This window comes from Enterobacter sp. MGH120 (assembly GCF_001037725.1).
Classification (GTDB): Bacteria; Pseudomonadota; Gammaproteobacteria; order Enterobacterales; family Enterobacteriaceae; genus Enterobacter; species Enterobacter hormaechei_C.
In genome coordinates this window covers 1,464,253-1,487,070 of the sequence record NZ_KQ089940.1, presented here as the reverse complement: position 1 = coordinate 1,487,070, position 22,818 = coordinate 1,464,253, and the positions used below count along the sequence as shown (strand labels likewise).

Genomic DNA, 22,818 nt, shown 5'->3' with positions numbered 1-22,818 from the left:
AAAAATGGTGCATCCGGGAGGATTCGAACCTCCGACCGCTCGGTTCGTAGCCGAGTACTCTATCCAGCTGAGCTACGGATGCATCGGGATTTACTACTGTACTGCTCGATATTCATATCACTTCGAAAGCAATATGAAGTAATAGATGGTGCATCCGGGAGGATTCGAACCTCCGACCGCTCGGTTCGTAGCCGAGTACTCTATCCAGCTGAGCTACGGATGCAAAATGGCGGTGAGGCGGGGATTCGAACCCCGGATGCAGCTTTTGACCGCATACTCCCTTAGCAGGGGAGCGCCTTCAGCCTCTCGGCCACCTCACCACACAACGCCTCTTTCGAGTGCTTCGAGCAACTCGTTAAGAGCTTCTCGTCGCTGCGTGGCGCATATATTACTTTCTGGGACTTATAAGTCAAACAATTTTCCACATGCTTTTTTCGTTTGCACAATTCGCACCCAATTCGCATGTAAAAGCCGCAAAGAGAGTGTTTTATAAGCGGATTTTGCAGGCATCTTCACAGAATTGTGTTGAGAGAAGCGCGTCTTTTGGATGAGATAAAATTATGAGAGTGGTCAAAAACGAAGCGTTTGAAATAGAACGGTAACTTTATGCAGGAAAAATAGCAGGAGGGTTGCGTCTCGCCCGACAGCGAGACGCGACAATATCAGTAACTGGACTGCTGGGATTTTTCAGCCTGGATACGCTGGTAGATCTCTTCACGGTGGACAGATACTTCTTTAGGAGCGTTAACACCAATACGTACCTGGTTACCCTTTACCCCTAAAACTGTCACGGTGACCTCATCCCCAATCATGAGGGTCTCACCAACTCGACGAGTCAGAATCAGCATTCTTTGCTCCTTGAAAGATTAAAAGAGTCGGGTCTCTTGTATCCCGGCATTATCCATCATATAACGCCAAAAAGTAAGCGATGACAAACACGTAAAGTGTAAGCAGTCACGGCATCACATTCTGTTAAACGTAAGTTTAGCCGATATACACAAACTCAACCTGACTTTATCGTTATCGATAGCGCAGTGAGCAAGACGCCATAACGTTACCGCTATGGCGTCTGCTTGTGCTTTGTAGTTATTACAGTTTCGCGCTTACCCAGCTTTCAACGCTGGCTAATGCCGCGGGAAGTGCCGCCGCATCCGTACCACCGGCTTGCGCCATGTCCGGACGACCGCCACCTTTGCCACCCACCTGCTGGGCGACCATGCCAATCAGTTCCCCTGCTTTAACACGATCCGTCACATCCTTAGAGACGCCCGCAATCAGAGAAACCTTACCCTCTGCGACCGTTGCCAGCACGATAACCGTCGAACCAAGCTGGTTCTTCAGATCGTCGACCATGGTACGCAGCATCTTAGGCTCAACGCCCGCCAGATCGCTGACCAGCAGTTTGACGCCCTTAATGTCTACCGCTTTGCTGGAGAGGTTTGCGCTCTCCTGCGCCGCAGCCTGTTCTTTCAGCTGCTGGAGTTCTTTTTCCAGCTGACGGGTACGATCCAGCGCGACACGCACTTTTTCGCCCAGGTTCTGACTATCGCCTTTCAGCAGCTGCGCGATCTCGTGCAGCTGGTCGCTCTGCGCATGCAGGCTGGCAATCGCGCCTTCCCCGGTCACCGCCTCAATACGACGCACGCCTGCCGCCGTCCCCGACTCGGAAACGATGCGGAACAAGCCGATGTCACCGGTGCGGGATGCGTGAGTACCGCCACACAGTTCGGTAGAGAAGTCGCCCATGCTCAGCACGCGAACGCGGTCGTCATATTTCTCGCCAAACAGCGCCATCGCACCTTTCTTCTTCGCTGCCTCGAGATCCATGATGTGGGTTTCGATTGGCAGGTTACGACGGATCTGGGCATTCACCAGGTCTTCCACCGCACGAATTTCAGACGGCTTCATCGCTTCAAAATGCGAGAAGTCGAAACGCAGCACTTTGTCATTAACCAGAGAACCTTTCTGTGCAACGTGCGTACCCAGCACTTCGCGCAGGGCTGCGTGCATCAGGTGGGTTGCCGAGTGGTTCAGACGAATGCGCGCGCGGCGAGCTTCGTCAACGTTGGCCTGAACGCCCTCGCCCACTTTCAGAGAGCCGGAAACCAGTTTGCCCTGGTGACCAATCGCCTGACCGTATTTCTGGGTATCGCTTACGCTGAAGCTGAAGCCATTGCCTTTCAGTTCGCCTTTATCGCCAACCTGACCGCCCGATTCCGCATAGAACGGCGTTTTATCCAGGATAACAACCGCTTCCTGGCCCGCGCTAATGCTGTCTACGGCTTTACCGTCAACAAACAGCGCGGTCACGTTGCTGGTCAGGGCCAGCTCTTCGTAGCCTTTAAATTCAGACGCGCTATCAACGCGGATCATCGCGTTGTAGTCCGCGCCAAAACCGCTGGATTCACGCGCACGACGACGCTGTTCTTCCATTGCGGCTTCAAAGCCTGCTTCGTCAACTTTGATGTTGCGCTCGCGGCAAACGTCCGCGGTCAGGTCAACCGGGAAGCCGTAGGTGTCGTACAGGCGGAAAGCGGTTTCGCCATCCAGCGTGTCGCCCTTGAGTTTCGCCAGCTCGTCGTCCAGCAGCGCCAGACCGCGTTCCAGCGTACGGGCAAACTGCTCTTCTTCGGTTTTCAGAACCTGTTCAACCTGCGCCTGCTGGCGTTTCAGCTCATCGCCGGCAGAGCCCATCACGCCAATCAGTGGCCCAACGAGTTTATAGAAGAAGGTGTCCTTCGCGCCCAGCATGTTGCCATGGCGGATCGCACGACGAATGATACGACGCAGCACATAGCCACGGTTTTCATTCGACGGGATAACGCCGTCAGCAATCAGGAACGCACAGGAACGAATATGGTCTGCGATAACGCGCAGTGATTTGTTGCTCAGATCGGTTGCGCCCGTTACCTCAGCAACGGCTTTGATCAGGGTGCTGAACAGGTCAATCTCATAGTTGGAGTTAACGTGTTGCAGAACGGCCGCGATACGCTCAAGGCCCATACCGGTATCTACGGACGGTTTTGGCAGCGGCTCCATGGTGCCGTCGGCCTGACGGTTGAACTGCATGAAGACGATGTTCCAGATCTCAATGTAGCGATCGCCATCTTCTTCCGCGCTTCCCGGAGGGCCACCCCAGATGTGGTCGCCATGATCGTAGAAGATCTCGGTGCACGGACCGCAAGGGCCGGTGTCGCCCATCTGCCAGAAGTTATCAGACGCGTAAGGCGCGCCTTTGTTGTCACCGATACGGATGATACGTTCGCGCGGGATACCCACTTCTTTTTCCCAGATGTCGAACGCTTCGTCATCGGTCTCATACACGGTCACCCACAGACGCTCTTTCGGCAGATTGAACCAGTTTTCACCGGTCAGCAGTTCCCACGCGTATTGAATGGCATCGTGTTTGAAATAGTCGCCGAAGCTGAAGTTACCCAGCATTTCGAAGAAGGTGTGGTGGCGCGCGGTGTAACCGACGTTTTCCAGATCGTTGTGTTTACCGCCCGCACGCACGCAACGCTGTGAGGTTGTGGCGCGGGAATAATTACGCTTGTCGAGACCAAGGAACACATCCTTGAACTGGTTCATCCCGGCGTTGGTAAACAGCAGAGTCGGGTCATTGTTCGGTACCAGGGAGCTGCTGGCAACAACCTGGTGTCCCTTACTATGGAAAAAATCGAGAAACGCCTGACGGATCTCAGCGGTGCTCTTGCTCATAATTATCCTGAAATCAAGCTAACGAAATGTCGCAGCAGATCTGTATCTGTAAACAGTTGGACGGACCAGCTACTGGAAAAAGTGGGAATAAGATAAGTTTTCTTTAGTGGGAAGTAAAATCCCGCATGCGTTCAATCGGTAAAATTACGCCAGATATCCTGAATATCTTCCATCAGGAAGCCGCGGTAGAGCAAAAAGCGCTGGATTTTAACTTTTTCTGAAAATTCACGCGGCAGCGGCTCACCGTACTTTCGTACCGCCTGCTCACGCGCCAGTTCGCACCAGTCAATTTCACTTTCGCGCATGGCTTTTTCAATCGATTCACGGGCTACGCCTTTCTGGTTCAGCTCCTGGCGGATACGCGCTGGCCCATAGCCTTTACGACCACGGCTGGCAAGAAAGCGAGCGGCAAAACGGCCGTCATCCAGATAGTGATGCTCGTAGCACCAGGCAACCACGCGGTCATAATCTTCCGCGGTGGCATCAATGTCTTCCGGACCGTTTTTGCTCATGACGGGCGCTGACAGTTTCCGCCGCAGCTCCTGTTCGCTATGGTCACGCACGGCAAGAATACGCACGGCCCGATCCAGCAAGCGTGAGTAGGCTGGTCGGCGTGATGTCGGTTCACTCATAAAAAACCTGTCGATTCAGAAATGCAAAAAGGGCCGCATCAGCAGCCCTTCATTTTTATCCGAGAGGATTAAAAGTCTTCGTTGGTTTCTTCAGCATCCGCGCCGTCGACCACGAAATCAGGTTTAGAGTCCTGGTTGTTCAGCAGGAGTTCACGCACCTTCTTCTCAATCTCTTTCGCCGCCGCCGGGTTCTCTTTCAGCCAGGAGATAGCATTCGCTTTACCCTGACCAATCTTGTCACCGTTGTAGCTGTACCATGCGCCCGCTTTTTCAATCAGCTTCTCTTTCACGCCCAGGTCAACCAGCTCGCCGAGGAAGTTGATACCTTCGCCGTAGAGGATCTGGAACTCAGCCTGTTTGAACGGTGCTGCGATTTTGTTCTTCACAACCTTCACGCGGGTTTCGCTACCGACTACGTTATCCCCCTCTTTCACCGCACCGATACGGCGGATATCCAGACGGACAGAAGCGTAGAATTTCAGAGCGTTACCGCCGGTGGTGGTTTCCGGGTTACCGAACATTACACCAATTTTCATACGGATCTGGTTGATGAAGATCAGCAGCGTATTGGACTGCTTCAGGTTACCCGCCAGCTTACGCATCGCCTGGCTCATCATACGTGCCGCGAGGCCCATGTGAGAGTCACCGATTTCACCTTCAATTTCCGCTTTTGGCGTCAGCGCCGCAACGGAGTCGACGATGATCACGTCAACCGCACCTGAGCGCGCCAGCGCGTCACAAATTTCCAGTGCCTGCTCGCCGGTGTCCGGCTGGGAGCACAGCAGGTTGTCGATATCAACGCCCAGTTTACGGGCATAGACCGGGTCCAGCGCGTGCTCGGCATCGATAAACGCACAGGTTTTACCTTCGCGCTGTGCCGCCGCAACAACCTGCAACGTCAGGGTAGTTTTACCCGAGGATTCCGGACCGTAGATTTCTACGATACGGCCCATCGGCAAACCGCCAGCGCCCAGTGCGATATCAAGAGAAAGCGAACCAGTGGAGATAGTTTCCACATCCATGGAACGGTCTTCACCCAGGCGCATGATGGAGCCTTTACCGAATTGCTTTTCGATCTGGCCCAGTGCTGCCGCCAACGCTTTCTGTTTGTTTTCGTCGATAGCCATTATTACTCCTGTCATGCCGGGAGAAGCAACTGCGCTTCACCATGGACTTCTGTTCTGTTGAGGCAATTATACTGTATAGTCATACAGTATCAAGTATTTTGTAGAAATTGTTGCCAGAGCGTTTTTAACGCGTATTCCGTTGCCTGACGACGCACGCTTTCGCGGTCGCCGCTGAAGCATTCCCGGCGGGTGATCCCTTCACCTTTTGAGGTGGCAAAGCCAAACCAGACGGTGCCGACAGGCTTCACGTCGCTGCCGCCGTCCGGCCCCGCGATACCGCTGATGGAGATAGCGTAATCTGCGCGCGCCTCTTTCAGCGCGCCAATCGCCATCTCGATCACCACCGGCTCGCTGACCGCGCCATGCTGCTCAAGCGTGGCTTCACGCACGCCGATCATCTGCGCTTTCGCCTCGTTACTGTAGGTCACAAAGCCGCGTTCAAACCAGGCGGAACTGCCAGCAATATCGGTAATTGCTTTCGCCACCCAGCCGCCGGTGCAGGATTCTGCGGTCGTGAGAGTCGCGCCGCGCTGTTTCAGCGCCAGCCCCACCACTTCGCTTAGCTGCATCAATTCATGGTCAGTCATTCTCGCTCCAGGCCTTAGAAAAACATGCAGCACAAGATAGCACTTTCTCATCAAATATGGGGATGCGCGTCGGGTTTTACGAGGGGGCTTCAGAAAAAAGCCGATGCGGGCGCATCGGCCAGAGAGACGCTTATTTCATGCTGTTAGCGAGGGTGTCCACATTGTGGCGAAATGCCTTGACGTAGGTGTCCGCCACGCCGCCCTTCGCGGACAGCGCTTCCGGGTAAAGTTCACCACCCGGCTGGGCGCCCGTGGCGGTCGCAATCTGCTTCACCAGGCGTGGGTCAAGCTGGTTTTCCATAAACCAGGTTTTCACGCCGTCAGCTTTAATCTGATTGATGATCTCCGCTACCTGCGCCGCGCTGGCTTCACTCTCAGACGACAGCCCCTGCGGCGCCATAAACGTCACGCCGTAGGCGCGGCTGAAATAGCCGAAGGCGTCGTGGCTGGTCAGCACTTTGCGCTTCGCCTGTGGGATGTCGCTGAAACGCTTTTTAGCCCAACCGTCCAGTTGAGAGAGCTGCGCAATATAGGGTTTACCGGTAGCTTCAAGCGCCGCCGTATCTTCAGGATCGGCCTTCACCAGCCCTGAGAGAATATTTTGCGCATACAGCGCGCCGTTCGCCGCGCTGTTCCACGCGTGCGGATCGGTCACGGTTTTACCGTCCTCTTCCAGCGTGTGCGTTTTCACGCCGTCCGAAGCAACCACCAGTTGGCCTTTGAATCCGGAGGCTTTCACCAGACGGTCGAGCCAGCCCTCCAGCCCCAGCCCATTGACCACCACCACGTCAGCTTTACTCAGCGCCGCGCTGTCTTTGGGCGAAGGTTCGAAAGTATGGGGATCACCGTCCGGCCCCACCAGCGTCGTCACCTTCACACGATCGCCGCCAACCTGCTGCGTGATGTCTCCCAGGATGGAAAAGCTGGTCACCACATTAAGCGTTTTCGCCATTACGCCGTGCGTCATCATGCCGAGCGCGAGCGCCACGGCTAATCCTGTACGTTTCATCGTTTCCCCTTGCGTTAAAAAAGCGCCCGCAGGCTATCCGCCAGCCTGCTGCGCGTGCCAAATAAAACTGAAATAAAGAACAATGCGCTGGCGGTCAGCACAATGGAGGGCCCGGCGGGCAGACTCACTGCCCAGGAAAGGCTTAAGCCCAGCCACGCGCAAAAAATACCGCTGATACCCGCCATCAAAAGTAACCCTGGCAGTGTGCGCACCCAGCAGCGTGCCGCCACGGCGGGTAACATCATCAGCCCGACGGCCATCAGCGTGCCGAGCACCTGAAAACCGGCTACCAGGTTGAGCACCAGCAGCGCCAGAAACAGACCGTGTAACATCCCGGGCAGCCAGCGCGCGTTCACCTGCAACCACGCGGTATCAAACGCTTCGCTGACCAGCCCCCGATAAAAAATCGCCAGCGTGAGGAGCGTGAACATGCAAACGCCCGTCACGAACAGGGCTGACGCGCTATCCACGGCGAGAATGGAGCCAAACAGAAGATGAAGCAGATCGACATTTGAACCGCGCAGCGACACCAGCGTGACGCCCAGCGCCAGCGAGCCCAGGTAAAACCCCGCGAAGCTGGCATCCTCTTTAAGCGGCGTGCGGCGGCTGACCAGCCCGGCCACCAGCGCAACGGCGATCCCGGCAATAAACCCGCCGACAGTCATTGCCAGCAGCGACATCCCGCTGAGCAGATAGCCCACCGCAACACCCGGCAAAATGGCGTGAGAAAGGGCGTCCCCCATCAGGCTCATCCGACGCAGTTGAAGAAATACGCCCAGCGCAGTGGTGCTGACGGAGAGCGCCAGGCAAACCACCAGCGCGCGCCGCATAAAGCCGTACTCAATAAACGGCTGGAAGAAGAGATGCCAGATCATGCCACCCTCACCCGCTCGGTTTTCCAGTGCGGCGTATCAGCATCCAGCCGCAGCGTTTGTGGGAAGTGGCGCGAGACGCGTTCGCTGTCGTGCAGTACCGCCAGCAGGGTCTGCCCCTGCATATACATCTCCAGCATCAGATCCATCAGCACGTTGCAGGTCGCTTCATCGACGCCGGTGAAAGGCTCATCCAGCATTACCAGCGGCGCCTGCTGCACCAAAACGCGGGCAAACAGCATGCGCTGAAACTGGCCGCCGGAAAGTTCATCTATGGTAGAGAACGCCATGGACTCCAGCCCCACGCGCTCCAGCGCGCCGGCAATGCGCATGCGGGTATCCCGACGAAAACCGGCAAACAGTGAGATTGCTGGCCAGCAGCCCATACTCACCACGTCCTGCACGGTCAGAGGAAATTGCGCCTCCAGCGCGTGACGCTGCGCCAGCCAGCCCACCACCGGACGTCTCCCCTGCCAGCGAAACGTACCGCTGACGGGCGGAATAAAGCCGGCGAGCGTTTTCAGCAGCGTGGATTTGCCGCAGCCGTTGGCCCCGACGATAGCGGTCATGCTCCCGCGTTCAATCACGCCGGACAGCGCGCGCGTAACGGGCTGGCGATCGTAACCCGCCACCAGGTCGTTCATCACGATCATGGCAACGCCACCGCCCAGCGCACGGCCAGGCCGAGAAACAGAATGAGCACCAGCGCAAGCAGCAGCCGAACCGGGGATGAGAGAGAAAACAGGGACATGGATATCTCAATTCAAAAATAATGTTATAACATAACAATAATGAAAGTCGATTAAGATGTAAACGGTGGGAGTGAAATGGGAGTGTGGCGAAATGTTTCTGCAAACTTCCCTCTCCCGTGGGAGAGGGTCAGGGTGCGGGCAGCCATGCCGGGTGGCGGCGTTGCCTTAACCGGCCTACCCGTCAGGGTAACTTACTGGCTAAACGGTGACGCTGCCGGCACACGCGCCTGAGACACCGCCAGCCCCAGCTGCCACACCGCCATCGCATAGTGCGTGCTGTGGTTGTAGCGGGTAATGGTGTAGAAGTTCGGCAGCCCGAACCAGTACTGATAACCGGTTCCGACATCCAGGCGCAGCAGGCTCACCTGGTCAACATTGCCCAGCGGCTGCGACGGCGTTAAGCCTGCCGCTGCCAGCTGCGCCACGCTGTATTTGGTTTTAAATCCGTTTTCCAGACCAAACGCCTCGCCGTTCGCCTGCACCGCCACCTGGCCGCCCGGCGTCCAGCCATGCGCTTTGAAGTAGTTGGCCACGCTGCCAATGGCGTCTTCGGGATCCCACAGGTTGATGTGACCATCCCCGTTAAAATCTACCGCGTACTGCTTATAGGAGGACGGCATAAACTGGCCGTAGCCCATTGCCCCGGCGAACGACCCTTTCAGATCGAGCGGATCGTCCTGTTCGTCTCGCGCCATCAGCAGGAAGGTTTCCAGCTCGGAAGAGAAATACTCGGCGCGGCGCGGGTAGTTGAAGGAGAGCGTCGCCAGCGCATCAAGGATGCGGGTTTTACCCATAATGCGTCCCCAGCGGGTCTCGACCCCAATAATACCGACGATGATCTCCGGCGGCACGCCATAGACCTGCCACGCACGGTTCAGGGCGTCTTCATACTGATTCCAGAACACCACGCCATTCTGCACGTTGTCCGGGGTAATAAACTGTTTGCGATAGCGCAGCCACGCGCCGTTTGGCCCGGTCGGCACCTGGGCTGTCGGCGCCTGCCTGTCCATCAGGCGCAGCACATAGTCCAGACGCTTCGCCTGAGACAAAATGGCATGCAGCTGCTGGCGGTCAAAACCGTGCTTGCTCACCATTTTATCGATGAACTGTTCGGCCGCAGAGTTATTCGCGAAGTCGCCGCCCATCTGCATCATATTGTGCTGCGGCTCCAGCAGGAATCCTCCGGAAGGCGCGCCCGCCGTTGGCTGAGCGGCTTCGGTCTTGGGTTTGCTACTACAGGCGGACAGGAGAATAAGCGCAGGCAACAGCGCTGCATAACGACGCTTGAACATGTGGCATCCATTTAACGAGTTCGGTAAGAATCCAGTATGGTAAAGCATCCCCAACTCCTCAAGGAAGCGGTACACACCTCCCCGACGCAAATCCGCGCTTTTTTCCACCAAAAATTATTCACCTCACCAATAAACTTTCAAAATAATACATTTTTCTTTCATTGTGAGATCTGATTAACACTTTAAAACCTTTCAAAGTGATTATTATTAGCCGCAGATAGACAAAAACAAACGCCCTACAGGAGAGAAGAATGATAGAAACCATCACCCACGGCGCCGAGTGGTTCATCGGGCTGTTTCAGAAAGGCGGCGAGGTATTCACCGGCATGGTGACCGGGATCCTGCCCCTGCTGATCAGCCTGCTGGTGATCATGAACGCCCTGATTAACTTTATCGGCCAGCAGCGTATTGAACGCTTCGCCCAGCGCTGTGCCGGCAATCCGCTGTCCCGCTACCTGATCCTGCCCTTCATCGGCACCTTTGTGTTCTGCAACCCGATGACCTTAAGCCTCGGCCGCTTTATGCCAGAGAAGTACAAGCCGAGTTATTACGCCGCCGCCTCCTACAGCTGCCATTCAATGAACGGCCTGTTCCCGCACATTAACCCCGGCGAGCTGTTTGTTTACCTCGGGATTGCCAGCGGTCTCACTACGCTGGGACTGCCGCTCGGCCCGCTGGCGGTGAGCTATCTGCTGGTCGGCCTGGTGACCAACTTCTTCCGCGGCTGGGTAACGGACCTCACTACCGCCATTTTTGAGAAAAAAATGGGCATTCAGCTTGATGAGAAAGTCCAGCTTTCGGGAGCCACAGTATGAACCGGATCCGCATAGATAAAGGCACGGGCGGCTGGGGCGGCCCGCTGGAGTTCGACGCCACCGAAGGCAAAAAGATCGTCTACATCACCGCCGGCACGCGCCCGGCGATCGTCGACACGCTGCGCGAGCTGACCGGCTGGGAAGCAGTCGACGGCTTCAAAGAGGGTGAGCCGCCGGAAGCGGAAATCGGCGTGGCGGTAATCGACTGCGGCGGCACGCTGCGCTGCGGCATCTACCCGAAGCGCCGCATTCCGACGGTGAATATTCACTCCACGGGCAAGTCAGGCCCGCTGGCGCAGTACATCCTTGAGGACATTTATGTCTCTGGGGTGAAGGAGGACAACATCACGCTGGTGAATGGCACATCCGCACCGCAAAAAGCGGCCCCGCGCGAGTACGACACCAGCAAAAAAATCACCGAGCAGAGCGACGGCCTGCTGGCGAAGGTCGGGATGGGGATGGGGTCCGCCGTGGCGGTGCTGTTTCAGTCCGGGCGCGACACCATCGACACGGTGCTGAAAACCATTCTGCCGTTTATGGCGTTCGTCTCGGCGCTGATCGGCATCATCATGGCCTCCGGCCTCGGCGACTGGATTGCCCACGGCCTCGCCCCGCTCGCCAGCCACCCGCTCGGCCTGGTGACGCTGGCGCTGATCTGCTCCTTCCCGCTGCTGTCGCCGTTTCTCGGCCCGGGCGCGGTGATTGCCCAGGTCATCGGCGTGCTGATTGGCGTGCAGATTGGTCTGGGGAACATCCCTCCGCACCTCGCCCTGCCCGCCCTGTTTGCCATTAACGCTCAGGCGGCGTGCGACTTCATCCCCGTCGGGCTGTCACTGGCGGAAGCGCGCCAGGAGACCGTGCGCGTGGGCGTCCCCTCCGTGCTGGTGAGCCGCTTCCTGACGGGCGCGCCAACGGTGCTAATTGCCTGGTTTGTCTCCGGCTTTATTTATCAATAAGAGGTTCCTGCCATGACCGTGATTTACCAGACCACCATTACCCGCATCGGCCAGAGCGCAGCCGATGCGCTGAGCGACCAGATGCTGATCACCTTCCGCGAAGGCGCCCCGGCAGATATCGAAGAGTTTTGCTTCATCCACTGCCACGGCGAGTTAAACGGCGAGCTGAAGGCCGGTGGCCAGCTGGAACTGGGCAAGGCGCGCTATGCCGTAACCGCCGTCGGTGACGTCGCCGAGCAAAACCTGCGCGAGCTGGGGCACATCACCTTGCGTTTCGACGGCCAGCCGCGGGCGGAGTATCCCGGCACGGTTCACGTTGAGGGGCCGGTTCCGCAGGCTGTCACCCCAGGCTGCACGTTAAAATTTATTTCGTAATAAAGGAGAGACACATGAGTCAGGTTGCCGTTGTCATTGGTGGGGGACAAACCTTAGGCGAGTTCCTCTGCCATGGGCTTGCCGCAGAGGGCTACCGCGTGGCGGTCGTGGATATTCAGAGTGAGAAAGCCGCCCGCGTAGCGGACGCCATCAACACCGAATTTGGCGAAGGGATGGCGTATGGATTTGGCGCCGACGCCACCAGCGAGCAGAGCGTGATGGCGCTGGCCCGCGGCGTGGATGAGATTTTTGGTCGCACCGATCTGCTGGTCTACAGCGCGGGGATTGCGAAAGCGGCCTTTATCAGCGATTTCGAACTGGGGGATTTTGATCGCTCGTTGCAGGTGAATCTGGTGGGCTATTTCCTCTGCGCCCGCGAATTTTCCCGTCTGATGATCCGCGACGGTATTCAGGGTCGCATCATTCAGATCAACTCAAAATCGGGGAAAGTGGGCAGCAAGCACAACTCCGGCTACAGCGCGGCGAAGTTTGGCGGCGTCGGGCTGACGCAGTCTCTGGCGCTGGATCTGGCCGAATACGGCATAACCGTGCACGCGCTGATGCTGGGTAACCTGCTGAAATCCCCGATGTTCCAGTCCCTGCTGCCGCAGTATGCCGCCAAACTTGGCATCAAAGCAGAGGACGTCGAACAGTACTACATCGACAAAGTGCCGCTGAAGCGCGGGTGCGATTATCAGGACGTGCTGAACATGCTGCTGTTTTACGCCAGCCCGAAAGCCTCGTACTGCACCGGGCAGTCGATTAACGTCACCGGTGGGCAGGTGATGTTCTGAGTTCATTCCCCGGTGGCGCTGCGCTTACCGGTGCTACAATCCCCGTAGGCCGGGTAAGGCGCAGCCGCCACCCGGCAGTTAAGGAGCCGATATGGTCACCGCACTCATCACCGTCGCCGCCCTCGCCTGGCTTTGCCAGATGGCGTTTGGCGGCTGGCAAATCCATCAGTTTAACCGCGCCTTTGATGCCCTGTGCCAGAAAGGCCGCGTGGGCGTCGGGCGTTCCGGCGGCCGCTTTAAACCGCGGGTTGTCGTCGCTGTTGCGCTGGATGAAAACAATATGGTTTGCGATTCCCTCATCATGCGCGGCGTAACGGTGTTTGCCCGTCCGACCAAAATCCAGGCGATCGACGGCATTTCGCTGCATGAATTACAACCTGATGTGATCTTCCCCCATGATTCACTCTGTCAGAATGCACTATCATTAGCGCTTAATCTGAAACATGGATAATTTCGTTGTGAAAGTTATAAACTTGCGGAATTATCATTTCGCAACGTAAGGAACGAAGCGCCTATGAAACCACGTCAGCGGCAGGCGGCCATACTTGAGCATCTGCAAAAGCAGGGAAAGTGCTCGGTAGAGGATCTGGCCCACTACTTTGACACCACCGGCACGACAATACGCAAGGACCTGGTGTTGCTCGAAAACTCCGGCGCCGTCATTCGTACCTACGGCGGCGTGGTGCTCAATAAAGACGAAGCCGACCCGCCTATCGACCACAAAACACTGATCAATACCCACCAGAAAGCGCTGATTGCCGAAGCCGCCGTCAAATTTATCCAGGACGGCGATTCCATTATCCTCGACGCAGGCAGTACCGTCCTACAGATGATCCCGCTGCTCAGCCGCTTTAATAACATCACCGTGATGACCAACAGCCTGCACATCGTCAATGCCCTGTCAGAGTTCGACAGCGAGCAGACCATCCTGATGCCCGGTGGCACCTTCCGTAAAAAATCCGCGTCGTTTCACGGGCAGCTGGCGGAGAATGCCTTCGACCACTTCAGCTTCGATAAGCTGTTTATGGGCACGGACGGCATCGACCTCAACGCGGGCGTGACCACCTTCAACGAGGTGTTCAGCGTCAGCAAAGCGATGTGCAACGCCGCGCGGGAAGTGATTTTGATGGCGGACTCGTCGAAGTTTGGCCGTAAAAGCCCCAACATTGTCTGTAGCCTTGAAAGCGTCGATAAGCTGATTACCGACGCAGGTATCGATCCGGCATTTAAAAAAGCGCTGGAAGCGAAGGGCATCGACGTGATCGTAACCGGAGAGAAAAATGAGTGATTTTCTGTTAAACGCAGGCCGTCAGACCCTGCTGCTGGAGCTACAGGAAGCCAGCCGCCTGCCGGAACGTCTGGGTGAGGATTTTGTTCGTGCAGCCAACACCATTATCCACTGCGAGGGCAAAGTGATCGTGGCGGGTATCGGTAAATCCGGTCATATCGGCAAGAAGATTGCCGCGACGCTTGCCAGCACCGGCACCCCGGCGTTCTTCGTGCATCCTGCCGAAGCGCTGCACGGCGATCTGGGGATGATCGAAAGCCGCGACGTGATGCTGTTTATCTCCTACTCCGGTTCAGCCAAAGAGCTGGATCTCATCATCCCTCGCCTGCAAGAAAAATCGGTGGCCCTGTTAGCGATGACCGGCAAATCCCGTTCGCCGCTGGCGCTGGCCGCGAAAGCAACCCTGGATATTTCCGTTGAGCGCGAAGCCTGTCCGATGCACCTGGCACCGACCTCCAGCACCGTCAACACGCTGATGATGGGCGACGCCCTGGCGATGGCGGTGATGCAGGCGCGCGGTTTTAATGAGGAAGATTTCGCCCGCTCCCATCCTGCGGGCGCGCTTGGGGCTCGTCTGCTCAACAAAGTTCACCACCTGATGCGCACGGACGATGCCATTCCTCAGGTCAAACTCGACACCAGCGTGATGGACGCCATGCTGGAGCTGAGCCGCACCGGGCTGGGGCTGGTTGCGGTATGCGACAATGACCGCCAGGTGAAGGGCGTCTTCACCGACGGCGACCTGCGCCGCTGGCTGGTGGGCGGCGGCAAGCTGGAGGCGCGGGTATCCGAAGCAATGACCCAGGGCGGGCTGACGCTGAATGCCGACAGCCGCGCGATTGAAGCCAAAGAGGTGCTGATGAAGCGCAAAATCACCGCCGCGCCGGTGGTGGACGAGCACGGCAGGCTGTGCGGCGCGATCAACCTGCAAGACTTCTACCAGGCGGGGATTATTTAACCCTTCAGCCCCAGACGTTTCGCCAGCCTGTGAAGGTTGGCGACGTCCATCTCCAGCGCCCGCGCGCACGCCGCCCAGCTGCGGTTATTCTGCTCCAGCGCGCGGGCGATCATCTGACGCTGGAACGCATCCGTCGCCTCGCGCAGGTTTTCGTTCACGCTCTCAGGTATCACCGGCTTCACGGGCGGCATCGTTTCCTCATGCAGCGCGAAATGGCGCGCATGAATAACCACTTCATCCCCCGAACGCGTTGCCCGCGCCAGCACCACCGCGCGGTGGATCGCATGTTCCAGCTCACGCACGTTACCCGGCCAGCCGTAGCTCAGCAGGTGCGTCCTCGCGCCGGGACTTAGCACCACGCGGGAAAGCCCCATTTTGAGCCGACACTGTTCGCAGAAAAAGCCCGCCAGCAGAACCACATCCTCGCCCCGCTCGCGCAGCGGCGGCACCGTGAGCGGGAACACGCTCAGACGGTGGAACAGATCGGCGCGGAAATTCCCCGCCAGCACCGCTTCGCGCAGATCGCGGTTCGTCGCCGCCAGCACGCGCACATCCACGCGTAAGCTGCGATCGTCTCCCACGCGTTGAATATCGCCATACTGCAACACCCGCAGCAGTTTGGCCTGGAGCGAAAGGGAGAGTTCGCCAATTTCATCGAGGAACAGCGTGCCGTTATCAGCCATTTCGAACTTGCCGCTGCGGTTGCTGATCGCCCCGGTAAAGGCCCCTTTGACGTGTCCGAACAGCTCGCTTTCCGCCACGCTTTCCGGCAACGCCGCGCAGTTGAGATAGACCAGCGGATTCACCGCACGGGGCGAGGCTTCGTGGATCGCTTTTGCCACCAGCTCTTTACCGGTGCCGGTCTCCCCGAAGATCAGCACGTTCAAATCAGACGCGGCGACAATCTCAATCTCTTTTTTGAGCTGCGCCATGCCCGGCGAAAGGCCGATCATTTCGGTGTGCGCCACCTGCTCAAACGCCGTCGGGCTACCCGGAAGAATATTCTGGCTCTCCAGCTGTTCTATCAGCAGGGCGTTGTTCAGCGCCCCGGCCGCCAGCGCGGCAATCAGCCGTAGCTCTTCGTCGCTGAAGGTATCGAACTGATCCGGCGACATGCCGTCGAGGGTTAACGCGCCAATCAGGTTCTGCCCGGCAAACAGCGGCAGGCCGATACAGGCGTGCACCTTCAGGCTCTCCTGTCCGGGGATCAGGCCGTCGTACGGATCGGGCAGATCGCTGTCTGCCGGGAAACGCACCACGTCACCCGCGCGGGCGATGGTTTCCAGACGCGGGTGGCCCTCCAGGGTAAAGCGCCGCCCGAGTACGTCCTTCGCCAGACCGTCGATAGCCAGCGGAATAAACTGCCGCCCTTCGTAACGCAGCAGCGCCGACGCATCGCAATCCAGCACGTGGCGCAACGTGGAGATCAGCCGCTGAAAGCGGTCCTGATGACCAATACCGGTTTGCAGTTCTATGGCGATCTTCGCCAGCACATCTACGGAAAAGCTCATCTCTGCCTCACTGTCATTTTGACAATACATAGTGTCATATTGACAATTTTTAAGATAGTCAAAATGACTACCCATTAGGGGGCATCGAAACGAAAACACATTATTTTCAACAAGTTAAAAAGTTGGCACGCAACTTGATATATGACAGTCATCTTATTTGAAAACGCCGTATTAAGTTGAGGTTGCTATGTCTATTCTGGTTAAAAATAACATTCATTGGGTGGGTCAACGTGACTGGGAAGTACGTGATTTTCACGGGACGGAATACAAAACGCTGCGCGGCAGCAGCTACAACAGCTATCTCATTCGTGAAGGTAAAAACGTCCTGATCGATACCGTCGATCACAAATTCAGCCGCGAGTTCGTGCAGAACCTGCGCAGCGAAATCGATCTGAACGACATCGACTACATTATCATCAACCACGCGGAAGAGGATCATGCCGGGGCGCTGACCGAGCTGATGTCCCACATTCCGGATACCCCGATCTACTGCACCACCAACGCCATTGACTCCATCAACGGCCACCACCACCATCCGGAGTGGAACTTCCACACCGTGAAAACCGGCGACACGCTGGATATCGGCAATGGCAAACAGCTGATCTTCGTGGAAACCCCAATGCTGCACTGGCCGGACAGCATGATGACCTACATGACCGGTGACGCGGTGCTGTTCAGTAACGACGCCTTCGGCCAGCACTACTGCGACGAACGTCTGTTCAACGACGAAGTGGATCAGACCGAGCTGTTCGAACAGTGCCAGCGCTACTACGCCAACATCCTGACCCCGTTCAGCCGTCTGGTCACGCCAAAAATCACCGAGATCCTCGGCTTCAACCTGCCGGTGGATATGATTGCCACCTCCCACGGCGTGGTATGGCGTGAAAATCCAACCCAGATTGTCGAATTGTACCTGAAGTGGGCGGCGGACTATCAGGAAGATCGCATCACCATCTTCTACGACACCATGTCCAACAACACCCGCATGATGGCGGACGCCATTGCCCAGGGCATCAACGAAGTTGACCCGAACGTGGCGGTGAAAATCTTCAACGTGGCGCGCAGCGATAAGAATGAGGTATTGACCAACGTCTTCCGCTCCAAAGGCGTGCTGGTGGGTACCTCCACCATGAATAACGTGATGATGCCGAAAATTGCCGGACTGGTAGAAGAGATGACCGGCCTGCGCTTTCGTAACAAACGCGCCAGCGCCTTTGGTTCACACGGCTGGAGCGGCGGCGCGGTAGACCGTCTCTCCACCCGTTTACAGGATGCTGGTTTTGAGATGTCCCTGAGCCTGAAGGCGAAATGGCGTCCGGATCTCGACGCGCTGGAAATCTGTCGTCAGCACGGTCGCGACATTGCCCGCCAGTGGGCGCTTGCGCCGCTGCCGGAAACCGCACCCGCCGCGGCGGTTACGCCGAAAGCTGTAGCAGAAGCCGCTCCTGCCGCTGCCGACCTCGGCCCTTGCATGCAGTGCAGCGTCTGCCAGTGGATTTACGATCCTGAGCTGGGCGAGCCGTTGCAGGATGTCGCGCCGGGTACGCCGTGGAGCGAGGTGCCGGACAACTTCCTCTGCCCGGAATGTTCCCTCGGGAAAGACGTCTTTGATGAACTGGCAACGGAGGCAAAATGAGCCACGGCATCGTCATTATCGGCTCGGGCTTTGCCGCCCGCCAGCTGGTGAAAAATATCCGCAAACAGGATGCTAACGTGCCGCTGACGGTGATCGCCGCCGACAGCATGGATGAGTACAACAAGCCTGATTTAAGCCACGTCATTAGCCAGAATCAGCGCGCCGACGATCTCACCCGCCAGACGGCGGGGGAGTTCGCAGAACAGTTTAACCTGCGTCTGTTTCCGTACACCTGGGTCACCGATATCGACGCCGACGCCCACGTGGTGAACGCGAAAGATAAAACCTGGCAGTACGACAAACTGGTGCTGGCGACGGGGGCATCGGCGTTTGTGCCGCCGGTTGAGGGCCGCGAGCTGATGGTCACGCTCAACAGCCAGCAGGAGTATCAGGCCAGCGAGACCCTGTTACGCGACGCCACGCGGGTGATGATTGTCGGCGGCGGACTGATTGGCACCGAGCTGGCGATGGACTTCTGCCGGGCGGGAAAATCCGTCACCCTGGTTGACCACGCGGCCAGCATTCTGTCAGCGCTGATGCCAGCAGAAGTAAGCAGTCGCTTACAGCATCGTCTGACCGACATGGGCGTGCATCTGCTGCTGAAATCGCAGTTACAGAGCCTGAGCAAAACCGAAACCGGCATTTGTGCGACGCTCGACCGCAACCGCAGCGTTGAAGTGGATGTGGTTATTGCGGCGACGGGGTTGCGCCCGGAAACCGCGCTGGCGCACCGCGCGGGCGCAGAGATCAATCGCGGCGTGAAGGTGGACAGCTACCTGCAAACCACCCAGCCGGACATTTATGCCCTGGGCGACTGCGCGGAAATTAACGGCCAGGTGCTGCCGTTCCTGCAACCGATTCAGTTAAGCGCCATGTTCCTGGCGAAAAACCTGCTCGGCGGCAACGCCCCGGTGAAATTACCCGCCATGCTGGTGAAGGTAAAAACGCCGGAACTACCGCTGCATCTCGCAGGTGAAACGCAGCGTCAGGATCTGGACTGGGAGATTGTCCTTTCGCCTCAGGGCATGGTGGCGCGCGGCACCGATACCGACGGTCAGATGCGCGCCTTTGTCGTCAGCGAAGACAGAATGAAGGAGGCCTTCGCGCTGCTGAAATCGCTACCAGCTTAACCCTCGTCATGCCGGGTGGCGCTCCGCTTACCCGGCCTACAGTACTGCCACGCTTACTTAACCTTTGGATTTTGTTGTCCACCGCCCCGATGTCCCGGGGCTTTTTTTATCGCTACACTTTCAGCGTCAGGAGCGCACCACCAGCGCGTCATAACCGCGCCAGCGATAGTTCGCCATCGAGATCAGCCAGCAGGCGACAAACAGCCCGACCACCACAAATCCGGCATCGCCCAGGTTATCGTTCACCGCGCCAATCAGATCCCACACGCCGCCGCTGAGGGCGAACTTGTCCATCAGCAGACCCAGCGCTTCCAGGCCGCCGATAAACAGCGCCACCACCACCGAAGTGCCGGTGATGGTCATGTTGTAGTAGAGCTTGCGCTGCGGCTTGTTAAACGCCCAGCCGTAGGCACCCACCATCAGCAGGTTATCGAGCGTATCCACCAGCGCCATGCCGCTGGCGAAGAGCGCCGGGAAGATCATGATCGACCACACCGACATCCCGCTGGAGGCGCTGGCGGCGGAGATCCCCAGCACGCCGATTTCGGTGGCGGTGTCGAACCCCAGGCCGAACAGGAAACCGACCAGGTACATCTGCCAGCTTTTATTGACGAGGCGGAAGGTTTTGCCGAACAGCCAGTTCATGACGCCGCCCTGTGCAGGCAGCGTGATGTCGCCCTGCACGGGATTGCCGTGTTTCAGCGCCTGAAAACTGCGCCAGACGCCGCGCAGGATCACCATATTCACCAGCGCCATCGCCAGCAGGAAGGTGGCGGAGACGGCGGTGCCAATCAGGCTGCCGGTTTCGTGGAACCATGCCATGTTTTTCTGAAACGCCGTGGCGGTAGCGGCGATAGCAATGGAGGCCAGCACCACGATGGTGGAGTGTCCGAGGGAAAACCATGCGCCCACGCCGGACGGGCGCTTGCCCTGCTGCATCATTTTACGCGTCACGGTATCAATCGCGGCGATATGGTCGGCATCCACCGCATGACGCAGTCCGTAACACCAGGCCAGCAGGCTGGCGGCCATCAGCGCCGTACTGCCGCTAAAGGTGTGCCACGCCAGCCCCCAGGCCAGCAGGTTAGCCATCCCGAGAGCCAGCAGCAGGCACGCTGCACGAGGTTCATTGCGTAAAAGTCGTAACATTTTAAATCCCTTGTGAACATGATCGGGCGGCAGCAACCACCGCCTGCCCGAAGGAGATCGCTCCGTCGCCTGCGGGCAGGCGCGAAGGAAAAAGAAGCGTGAAATCAGAAAGGTAATGACGAAGGCGCGCGCGCAGCAGGCGGTTGTGAAGGACGCCTCCGCTGAAACACACCGTCGTGAGCGACCGTCGGCGGGCATGCGTTGCCGCCAGTACGCTCAGCCCTTTTGCCAGCGCATCGTGAAAAGCCCAGGCGCGCTCGCCGGGCTCCGCCCGCCAGGTAAGCCACTGTTGCCAGAACAGCGCAAGGTTATCCGTCTGGAGCGTCACCGGATGATCAACCCCTGCGCAGCGTTCGGCCAGCGCCTCCAGCCGGCACGCGGCTTCGCCCTCATAGCGTTGCGTTTCAATACCCAACGCACAGGCCACAGCGTCGAACAGACGACCACAGGAGGAGGCCCGCGGCGCATTGATACCGCGCGACACAGCCGTTGCCAGCAGCGGCCAGTTTTGACGCTGTACCACCTCAGTTTCCGGGTACTGCTGCCAGTCAGGTACGAACGCCAGACAGTGGGCGAGCAAATTGCGCCACGGCTGTTTTGCCGCCAGATCGCCCCCCGGCAGCGCAACGGCTGGCAGACCGCCCAGCCGTTCGCAGTCGCGATAGTTCACCCGCAGGCACTCGCCGCCCCACAGCGCGCCGTTCTCGCCCATGCCGATCCCGTCCAGGGTCAGGGCAATAACATCCCCGCCGTCGAGCGGCCAGCCATTCTCCGCCAGACACGCTGCCGCATGCGCATGATGATGCAGCACGGTCTCAACGGGCAGCGCCTGCGCCCGGGCCCACAGTCGGGCGTGATAACCCGGATGGGCATCGCACACCACGCGCTCAGGCTGAAAGGCGTAGATGTCCTGCATCGTCGAGAGCGCACTGCGCCACTGCGCCTCTACCCCCTCGTCGCTCAGATCGCCAAAATGCTGGCTCAGCACCGCCTGGTTGCCACGCACCAGGCTGAAGGTGTTTTTCATCTCCGCGCCGGTGCATAACATGGGCGGGATGTCGCGGAATCCGGCGGGCAATGTGATGGCATCCGGCACAAAACCGCGTGCGCGACGCAGCATCGTGCCCTCCTGGTCCATCACTGAATCATCCATCCGTTGCAGGATGTCGCGGTTGTGCAGCAGGAAGCCGTCAGCGATGTCACTGAGTTCTTCCAGCGCCTGCTGGTTGCTTATGGCGGGTGGATGGCCGCTGAGGTTGCCGGAGGTCATCACCAGCAGGCGCTGGCAGTCCAGCATCAGCAAATGCTGGAGCGGGTTCGCAGGCAGCATCACGCCGACCGTATCCAGCCCCGGCGCAATCTCCTCAGGAAACGCAGGAAGGCAGGCTTTTGGCGTCAGCACAATCGGCGCAGCGGGTGAACGTAACAGCGTCTGGATGGCCTCCGGCAGATCGTCCGCATGCGGGATCATCACCGCCAGCGGCCTGGTCGGGCGCTGCTTGCGTGCCCGTAATTTCCGAACCGCCTGCGGGTTAAGCGCGTCGCAGACCAGGTGAAAACCGCCCAGCCCTTTGACCGCCACAATCCCGCCGCCTTCCAGCATCGCCACCGCCGCGCTTAACGCCGATTCGCGGGTGGCAGCAGCCTCCCCGGCTCGCCACTCCAGCTGCGGTCCGCAATCCGGGCAGGCCACCGGCTGGGCGTGAAAACGCCGGTCAGCCGGGTTGCGGTACTCCGTTTCACAGGGCACACAGAGCGGGAATGGCGCCATTGACGTGGCCGGGCGGTCATAGGGCATGGCGCGGATAATGGTAAACCGCGGCCCGCAGTGGGTGCAGTTGATAAACGGGTAGCGGTAGCGACGTTCGCGGGGATCGCGCATCTCCGCCAGGCATGCGGGACAGGTGGCGGCATCCGGGACGATTTGCGTGTCCATCGCCCCGCTCTCGCTGTGGCGGATGACAAACTCGTCCGGCAGCGTCGTCCAGCTGAACGGCTGCGTTTCAACGCGATCGATGCGCGCCAGCGGTGGGCAGTCCTGGCGCAGTCTCGCGGTAAAGTCACCCCCACTGCCCGCGAGACGCACCAGGACACCCTCTCCGTCGTTGCAGACGTCGCCTGCCAGCCCCAGCTGGTGCGCAAGCTGCCAGACGAAGGGACGAAATCCTACCCCCTGCACCTTGCCGCGCACCCGAATCTGTACGCCATTAACGCGCAT

At 58.4% G+C, this 22,818-nt stretch carries 21 protein-coding genes and 3 tRNA genes; 9 read left to right on the top strand and 15 right to left on the bottom strand.

Annotated elements, in window-relative coordinates:
* Positions 1-5: 5 nt before the first annotated feature.
* The 12 genes from SK54_RS07080 to mltB all read right to left on the bottom strand — a co-directional run bounded on the left by SK54_RS07080 (position 6) and on the right by mltB (position 9,988).
* Positions 6-82 (bottom strand) — tRNA-Arg (locus tag SK54_RS07080).
* Positions 83-146: 64 nt separating this feature from the next.
* Positions 147-223 (bottom strand) — tRNA-Arg (locus tag SK54_RS07075).
* A 4-nt stretch (positions 224-227) separates the two neighbouring features.
* Positions 228-320, bottom strand: a tRNA-Ser gene (locus SK54_RS07070).
* 342 nt (positions 321-662) lie between these two features.
* Positions 663-848, bottom strand: coding sequence for a carbon storage regulator CsrA (gene csrA, locus SK54_RS07065; RefSeq protein ID WP_000906486.1), 186 nt, complete (start codon positions 846-848; stop codon positions 663-665).
* Between the two features lie 241 nt (positions 849-1,089).
* Positions 1,090-3,717: an alanine--tRNA ligase gene (gene alaS, locus SK54_RS07060; RefSeq protein ID WP_015571666.1), complete on the bottom strand. Its 2,628-nt coding sequence runs from the start codon at positions 3,715-3,717 to the stop codon at positions 1,090-1,092.
* Positions 3,718-3,848: 131 nt separating this feature from the next.
* Positions 3,849-4,349: a recombination regulator RecX gene (recX, locus tag SK54_RS07055; RefSeq protein ID WP_017382782.1), complete on the bottom strand. Its 501-nt coding sequence runs from the start codon at positions 4,347-4,349 to the stop codon at positions 3,849-3,851.
* Positions 4,350-4,417: 68 nt separating this feature from the next.
* Complete coding sequence (recA, locus tag SK54_RS07050) at positions 4,418-5,476, bottom strand: recombinase RecA (protein WP_015571667.1); 1,059 nt, start codon at positions 5,474-5,476, stop codon at positions 4,418-4,420.
* Between the two features lie 89 nt (positions 5,477-5,565).
* Positions 5,566-6,063 (bottom strand): nicotinamide-nucleotide amidase, encoded by a 498-nt coding sequence (gene pncC, locus SK54_RS07045; protein WP_003862172.1) that lies wholly within the window; start codon positions 6,061-6,063, stop codon positions 5,566-5,568.
* A gap of 130 nt (positions 6,064-6,193) precedes the next feature.
* On the bottom strand, positions 6,194-7,072 hold the full coding sequence (locus tag SK54_RS07040; RefSeq protein ID WP_022649141.1) for a metal ABC transporter substrate-binding protein: 879 nt from the start codon (positions 7,070-7,072) through the stop codon (positions 6,194-6,196).
* A 14-nt stretch (positions 7,073-7,086) separates the two neighbouring features.
* On the bottom strand, positions 7,087-7,947 hold the full coding sequence (locus SK54_RS07035; protein WP_015571669.1) for a metal ABC transporter permease: 861 nt from the start codon (positions 7,945-7,947) through the stop codon (positions 7,087-7,089).
* Positions 7,944-8,597 carry a metal ABC transporter ATP-binding protein gene (locus SK54_RS07030; RefSeq protein ID WP_017382783.1) on the bottom strand — a complete coding sequence of 218 codons (654 nt, stop codon included), beginning with the start codon at positions 8,595-8,597 and terminating at the stop codon, positions 7,944-7,946. The genes SK54_RS07035 and SK54_RS07030 overlap by 4 nt, the downstream gene beginning before the upstream one ends.
* Before the next feature lie 290 nt (positions 8,598-8,887).
* The gene (gene mltB / locus SK54_RS07025) at positions 8,888-9,988 is read right to left on the bottom strand and encodes a lytic murein transglycosylase B (RefSeq protein WP_181007809.1); all 1,101 of its coding nucleotides are present in this window, start codon (positions 9,986-9,988) and stop codon (positions 8,888-8,890) included.
* Between the two features lie 251 nt (positions 9,989-10,239).
* On the opposite strand from mltB, the gene srlA reads away from it, so the two are divergent.
* The 7 genes from srlA to gutQ all read left to right on the top strand — a co-directional run bounded on the left by srlA (position 10,240) and on the right by gutQ (position 15,174).
* Positions 10,240-10,803 carry a PTS glucitol/sorbitol transporter subunit IIC gene (srlA, locus tag SK54_RS07020; RefSeq protein WP_015571673.1) on the top strand — a complete coding sequence of 188 codons (564 nt, stop codon included), beginning with the start codon at positions 10,240-10,242 and terminating at the stop codon, positions 10,801-10,803.
* The gene (locus tag SK54_RS07015; protein ID WP_045328227.1) at positions 10,800-11,759 is read left to right on the top strand and encodes a PTS glucitol/sorbitol transporter subunit IIB; all 960 of its coding nucleotides are present in this window, start codon (positions 10,800-10,802) and stop codon (positions 11,757-11,759) included. Before srlA ends, SK54_RS07015 begins: the two co-directional genes overlap by 4 nt.
* Before the next feature lie 12 nt (positions 11,760-11,771).
* A complete protein-coding gene (srlB, locus tag SK54_RS07010) occupies positions 11,772-12,134 on the top strand; it encodes a PTS glucitol/sorbitol transporter subunit IIA (protein ID WP_017692786.1) in 363 nt (120 codons plus the stop codon).
* A gap of 14 nt (positions 12,135-12,148) precedes the next feature.
* Positions 12,149-12,928 (top strand): sorbitol-6-phosphate dehydrogenase, encoded by a 780-nt coding sequence (srlD, locus tag SK54_RS07005; protein ID WP_017382786.1) that lies wholly within the window; start codon positions 12,149-12,151, stop codon positions 12,926-12,928.
* 91 nt (positions 12,929-13,019) lie between these two features.
* Positions 13,020-13,379 (top strand): transcriptional regulator GutM, encoded by a 360-nt coding sequence (gene gutM, locus SK54_RS07000; RefSeq protein WP_017692785.1) that lies wholly within the window; start codon positions 13,020-13,022, stop codon positions 13,377-13,379.
* 63 nt (positions 13,380-13,442) lie between these two features.
* Positions 13,443-14,216, top strand: coding sequence for a glucitol operon DNA-binding transcriptional repressor SrlR (locus tag SK54_RS06995; RefSeq protein ID WP_015571676.1), 774 nt, complete (start codon positions 13,443-13,445; stop codon positions 14,214-14,216).
* Complete coding sequence (gene gutQ, locus SK54_RS06990; protein ID WP_015571677.1) at positions 14,209-15,174, top strand: arabinose-5-phosphate isomerase GutQ; 966 nt, start codon at positions 14,209-14,211, stop codon at positions 15,172-15,174. The genes SK54_RS06995 and gutQ overlap by 8 nt, the downstream gene beginning before the upstream one ends.
* On the opposite strand, the gene norR is transcribed toward gutQ, so the two are convergent.
* Positions 15,171-16,685: a nitric oxide reductase transcriptional regulator NorR gene (norR, locus tag SK54_RS06985; protein ID WP_045341533.1), complete on the bottom strand. Its 1,515-nt coding sequence runs from the start codon at positions 16,683-16,685 to the stop codon at positions 15,171-15,173. The two genes, gutQ and norR, sit on opposite strands and share 4 nt — an antisense overlap.
* 187 nt (positions 16,686-16,872) lie before the next feature.
* Here norR and norV point away from each other — a divergent pair, with 187 nt between their 5' ends.
* The gene (norV, locus tag SK54_RS06980) at positions 16,873-18,321 is read left to right on the top strand and encodes an anaerobic nitric oxide reductase flavorubredoxin (protein WP_015571679.1); all 1,449 of its coding nucleotides are present in this window, start codon (positions 16,873-16,875) and stop codon (positions 18,319-18,321) included.
* Positions 18,318-19,451 carry an NADH:flavorubredoxin reductase NorW gene (norW, locus tag SK54_RS06975; RefSeq protein WP_015571680.1) on the top strand — a complete coding sequence of 378 codons (1,134 nt, stop codon included), beginning with the start codon at positions 18,318-18,320 and terminating at the stop codon, positions 19,449-19,451. The genes norV and norW overlap by 4 nt, the downstream gene beginning before the upstream one ends.
* Positions 19,452-19,577: 126 nt before the next feature.
* Here norW and SK54_RS06970 read toward each other — a convergent pair whose 3' ends face one another.
* Together SK54_RS06970 and hypF are read right to left on the bottom strand one after the other, a co-directional pair.
* Positions 19,578-20,600 carry a HoxN/HupN/NixA family nickel/cobalt transporter gene (locus tag SK54_RS06970; RefSeq protein ID WP_033487574.1) on the bottom strand — a complete coding sequence of 341 codons (1,023 nt, stop codon included), beginning with the start codon at positions 20,598-20,600 and terminating at the stop codon, positions 19,578-19,580.
* Between the two features lies 1 nt (position 20,601).
* Positions 20,602-22,818 (bottom strand): carbamoyltransferase HypF, encoded by a 2,217-nt coding sequence (gene hypF, locus SK54_RS06965; protein ID WP_048246957.1) that lies wholly within the window; start codon positions 22,816-22,818, stop codon positions 20,602-20,604.

Coding starts and splice junctions, on each gene's coding strand:
- csrA (WP_000906486.1), bottom strand. CDS start 848: ATGCTGATTCTGACTCGTCGAGTTGGTGAGACCCTCATGATTGGGGAT.
- alaS (WP_015571666.1), bottom strand. CDS start 3,717: ATGAGCAAGAGCACCGCTGAGATCCGTCAGGCGTTTCTCGATTTTTTC.
- recX (WP_017382782.1), bottom strand. CDS start 4,349: ATGAGTGAACCGACATCACGCCGACCAGCCTACTCACGCTTGCTGGAT.
- recA (WP_015571667.1), bottom strand. CDS start 5,476: ATGGCTATCGACGAAAACAAACAGAAAGCGTTGGCGGCAGCACTGGGC.
- pncC (WP_003862172.1), bottom strand. CDS start 6,063: ATGACTGACCATGAATTGATGCAGCTAAGCGAAGTGGTGGGGCTGGCG.
- SK54_RS07040 (WP_022649141.1), bottom strand. CDS start 7,072: ATGAAACGTACAGGATTAGCCGTGGCGCTCGCGCTCGGCATGATGACG.
- SK54_RS07035 (WP_015571669.1), bottom strand. CDS start 7,947: ATGATCTGGCATCTCTTCTTCCAGCCGTTTATTGAGTACGGCTTTATG.
- SK54_RS07030 (WP_017382783.1), bottom strand. CDS start 8,597: ATGATCGTGATGAACGACCTGGTGGCGGGTTACGATCGCCAGCCCGTT.
- mltB (WP_181007809.1), bottom strand. CDS start 9,988: ATGTTCAAGCGTCGTTATGCAGCGCTGTTGCCTGCGCTTATTCTCCTG.
- srlA (WP_015571673.1), top strand. CDS start 10,240: ATGATAGAAACCATCACCCACGGCGCCGAGTGGTTCATCGGGCTGTTT.
- SK54_RS07015 (WP_045328227.1), top strand. CDS start 10,800: ATGAACCGGATCCGCATAGATAAAGGCACGGGCGGCTGGGGCGGCCCG.
- srlB (WP_017692786.1), top strand. CDS start 11,772: ATGACCGTGATTTACCAGACCACCATTACCCGCATCGGCCAGAGCGCA.
- srlD (WP_017382786.1), top strand. CDS start 12,149: ATGAGTCAGGTTGCCGTTGTCATTGGTGGGGGACAAACCTTAGGCGAG.
- gutM (WP_017692785.1), top strand. CDS start 13,020: ATGGTCACCGCACTCATCACCGTCGCCGCCCTCGCCTGGCTTTGCCAG.
- SK54_RS06995 (WP_015571676.1), top strand. CDS start 13,443: ATGAAACCACGTCAGCGGCAGGCGGCCATACTTGAGCATCTGCAAAAG.
- gutQ (WP_015571677.1), top strand. CDS start 14,209: ATGAGTGATTTTCTGTTAAACGCAGGCCGTCAGACCCTGCTGCTGGAG.
- norR (WP_045341533.1), bottom strand. CDS start 16,685: ATGAGCTTTTCCGTAGATGTGCTGGCGAAGATCGCCATAGAACTGCAA.
- norV (WP_015571679.1), top strand. CDS start 16,873: ATGTCTATTCTGGTTAAAAATAACATTCATTGGGTGGGTCAACGTGAC.
- norW (WP_015571680.1), top strand. CDS start 18,318: ATGAGCCACGGCATCGTCATTATCGGCTCGGGCTTTGCCGCCCGCCAG.
- SK54_RS06970 (WP_033487574.1), bottom strand. CDS start 20,600: ATGTTACGACTTTTACGCAATGAACCTCGTGCAGCGTGCCTGCTGCTG.
- hypF (WP_048246957.1), bottom strand. CDS start 22,818: ATGCGCGTTAATGGCGTACAGATTCGGGTGCGCGGCAAGGTGCAGGGG.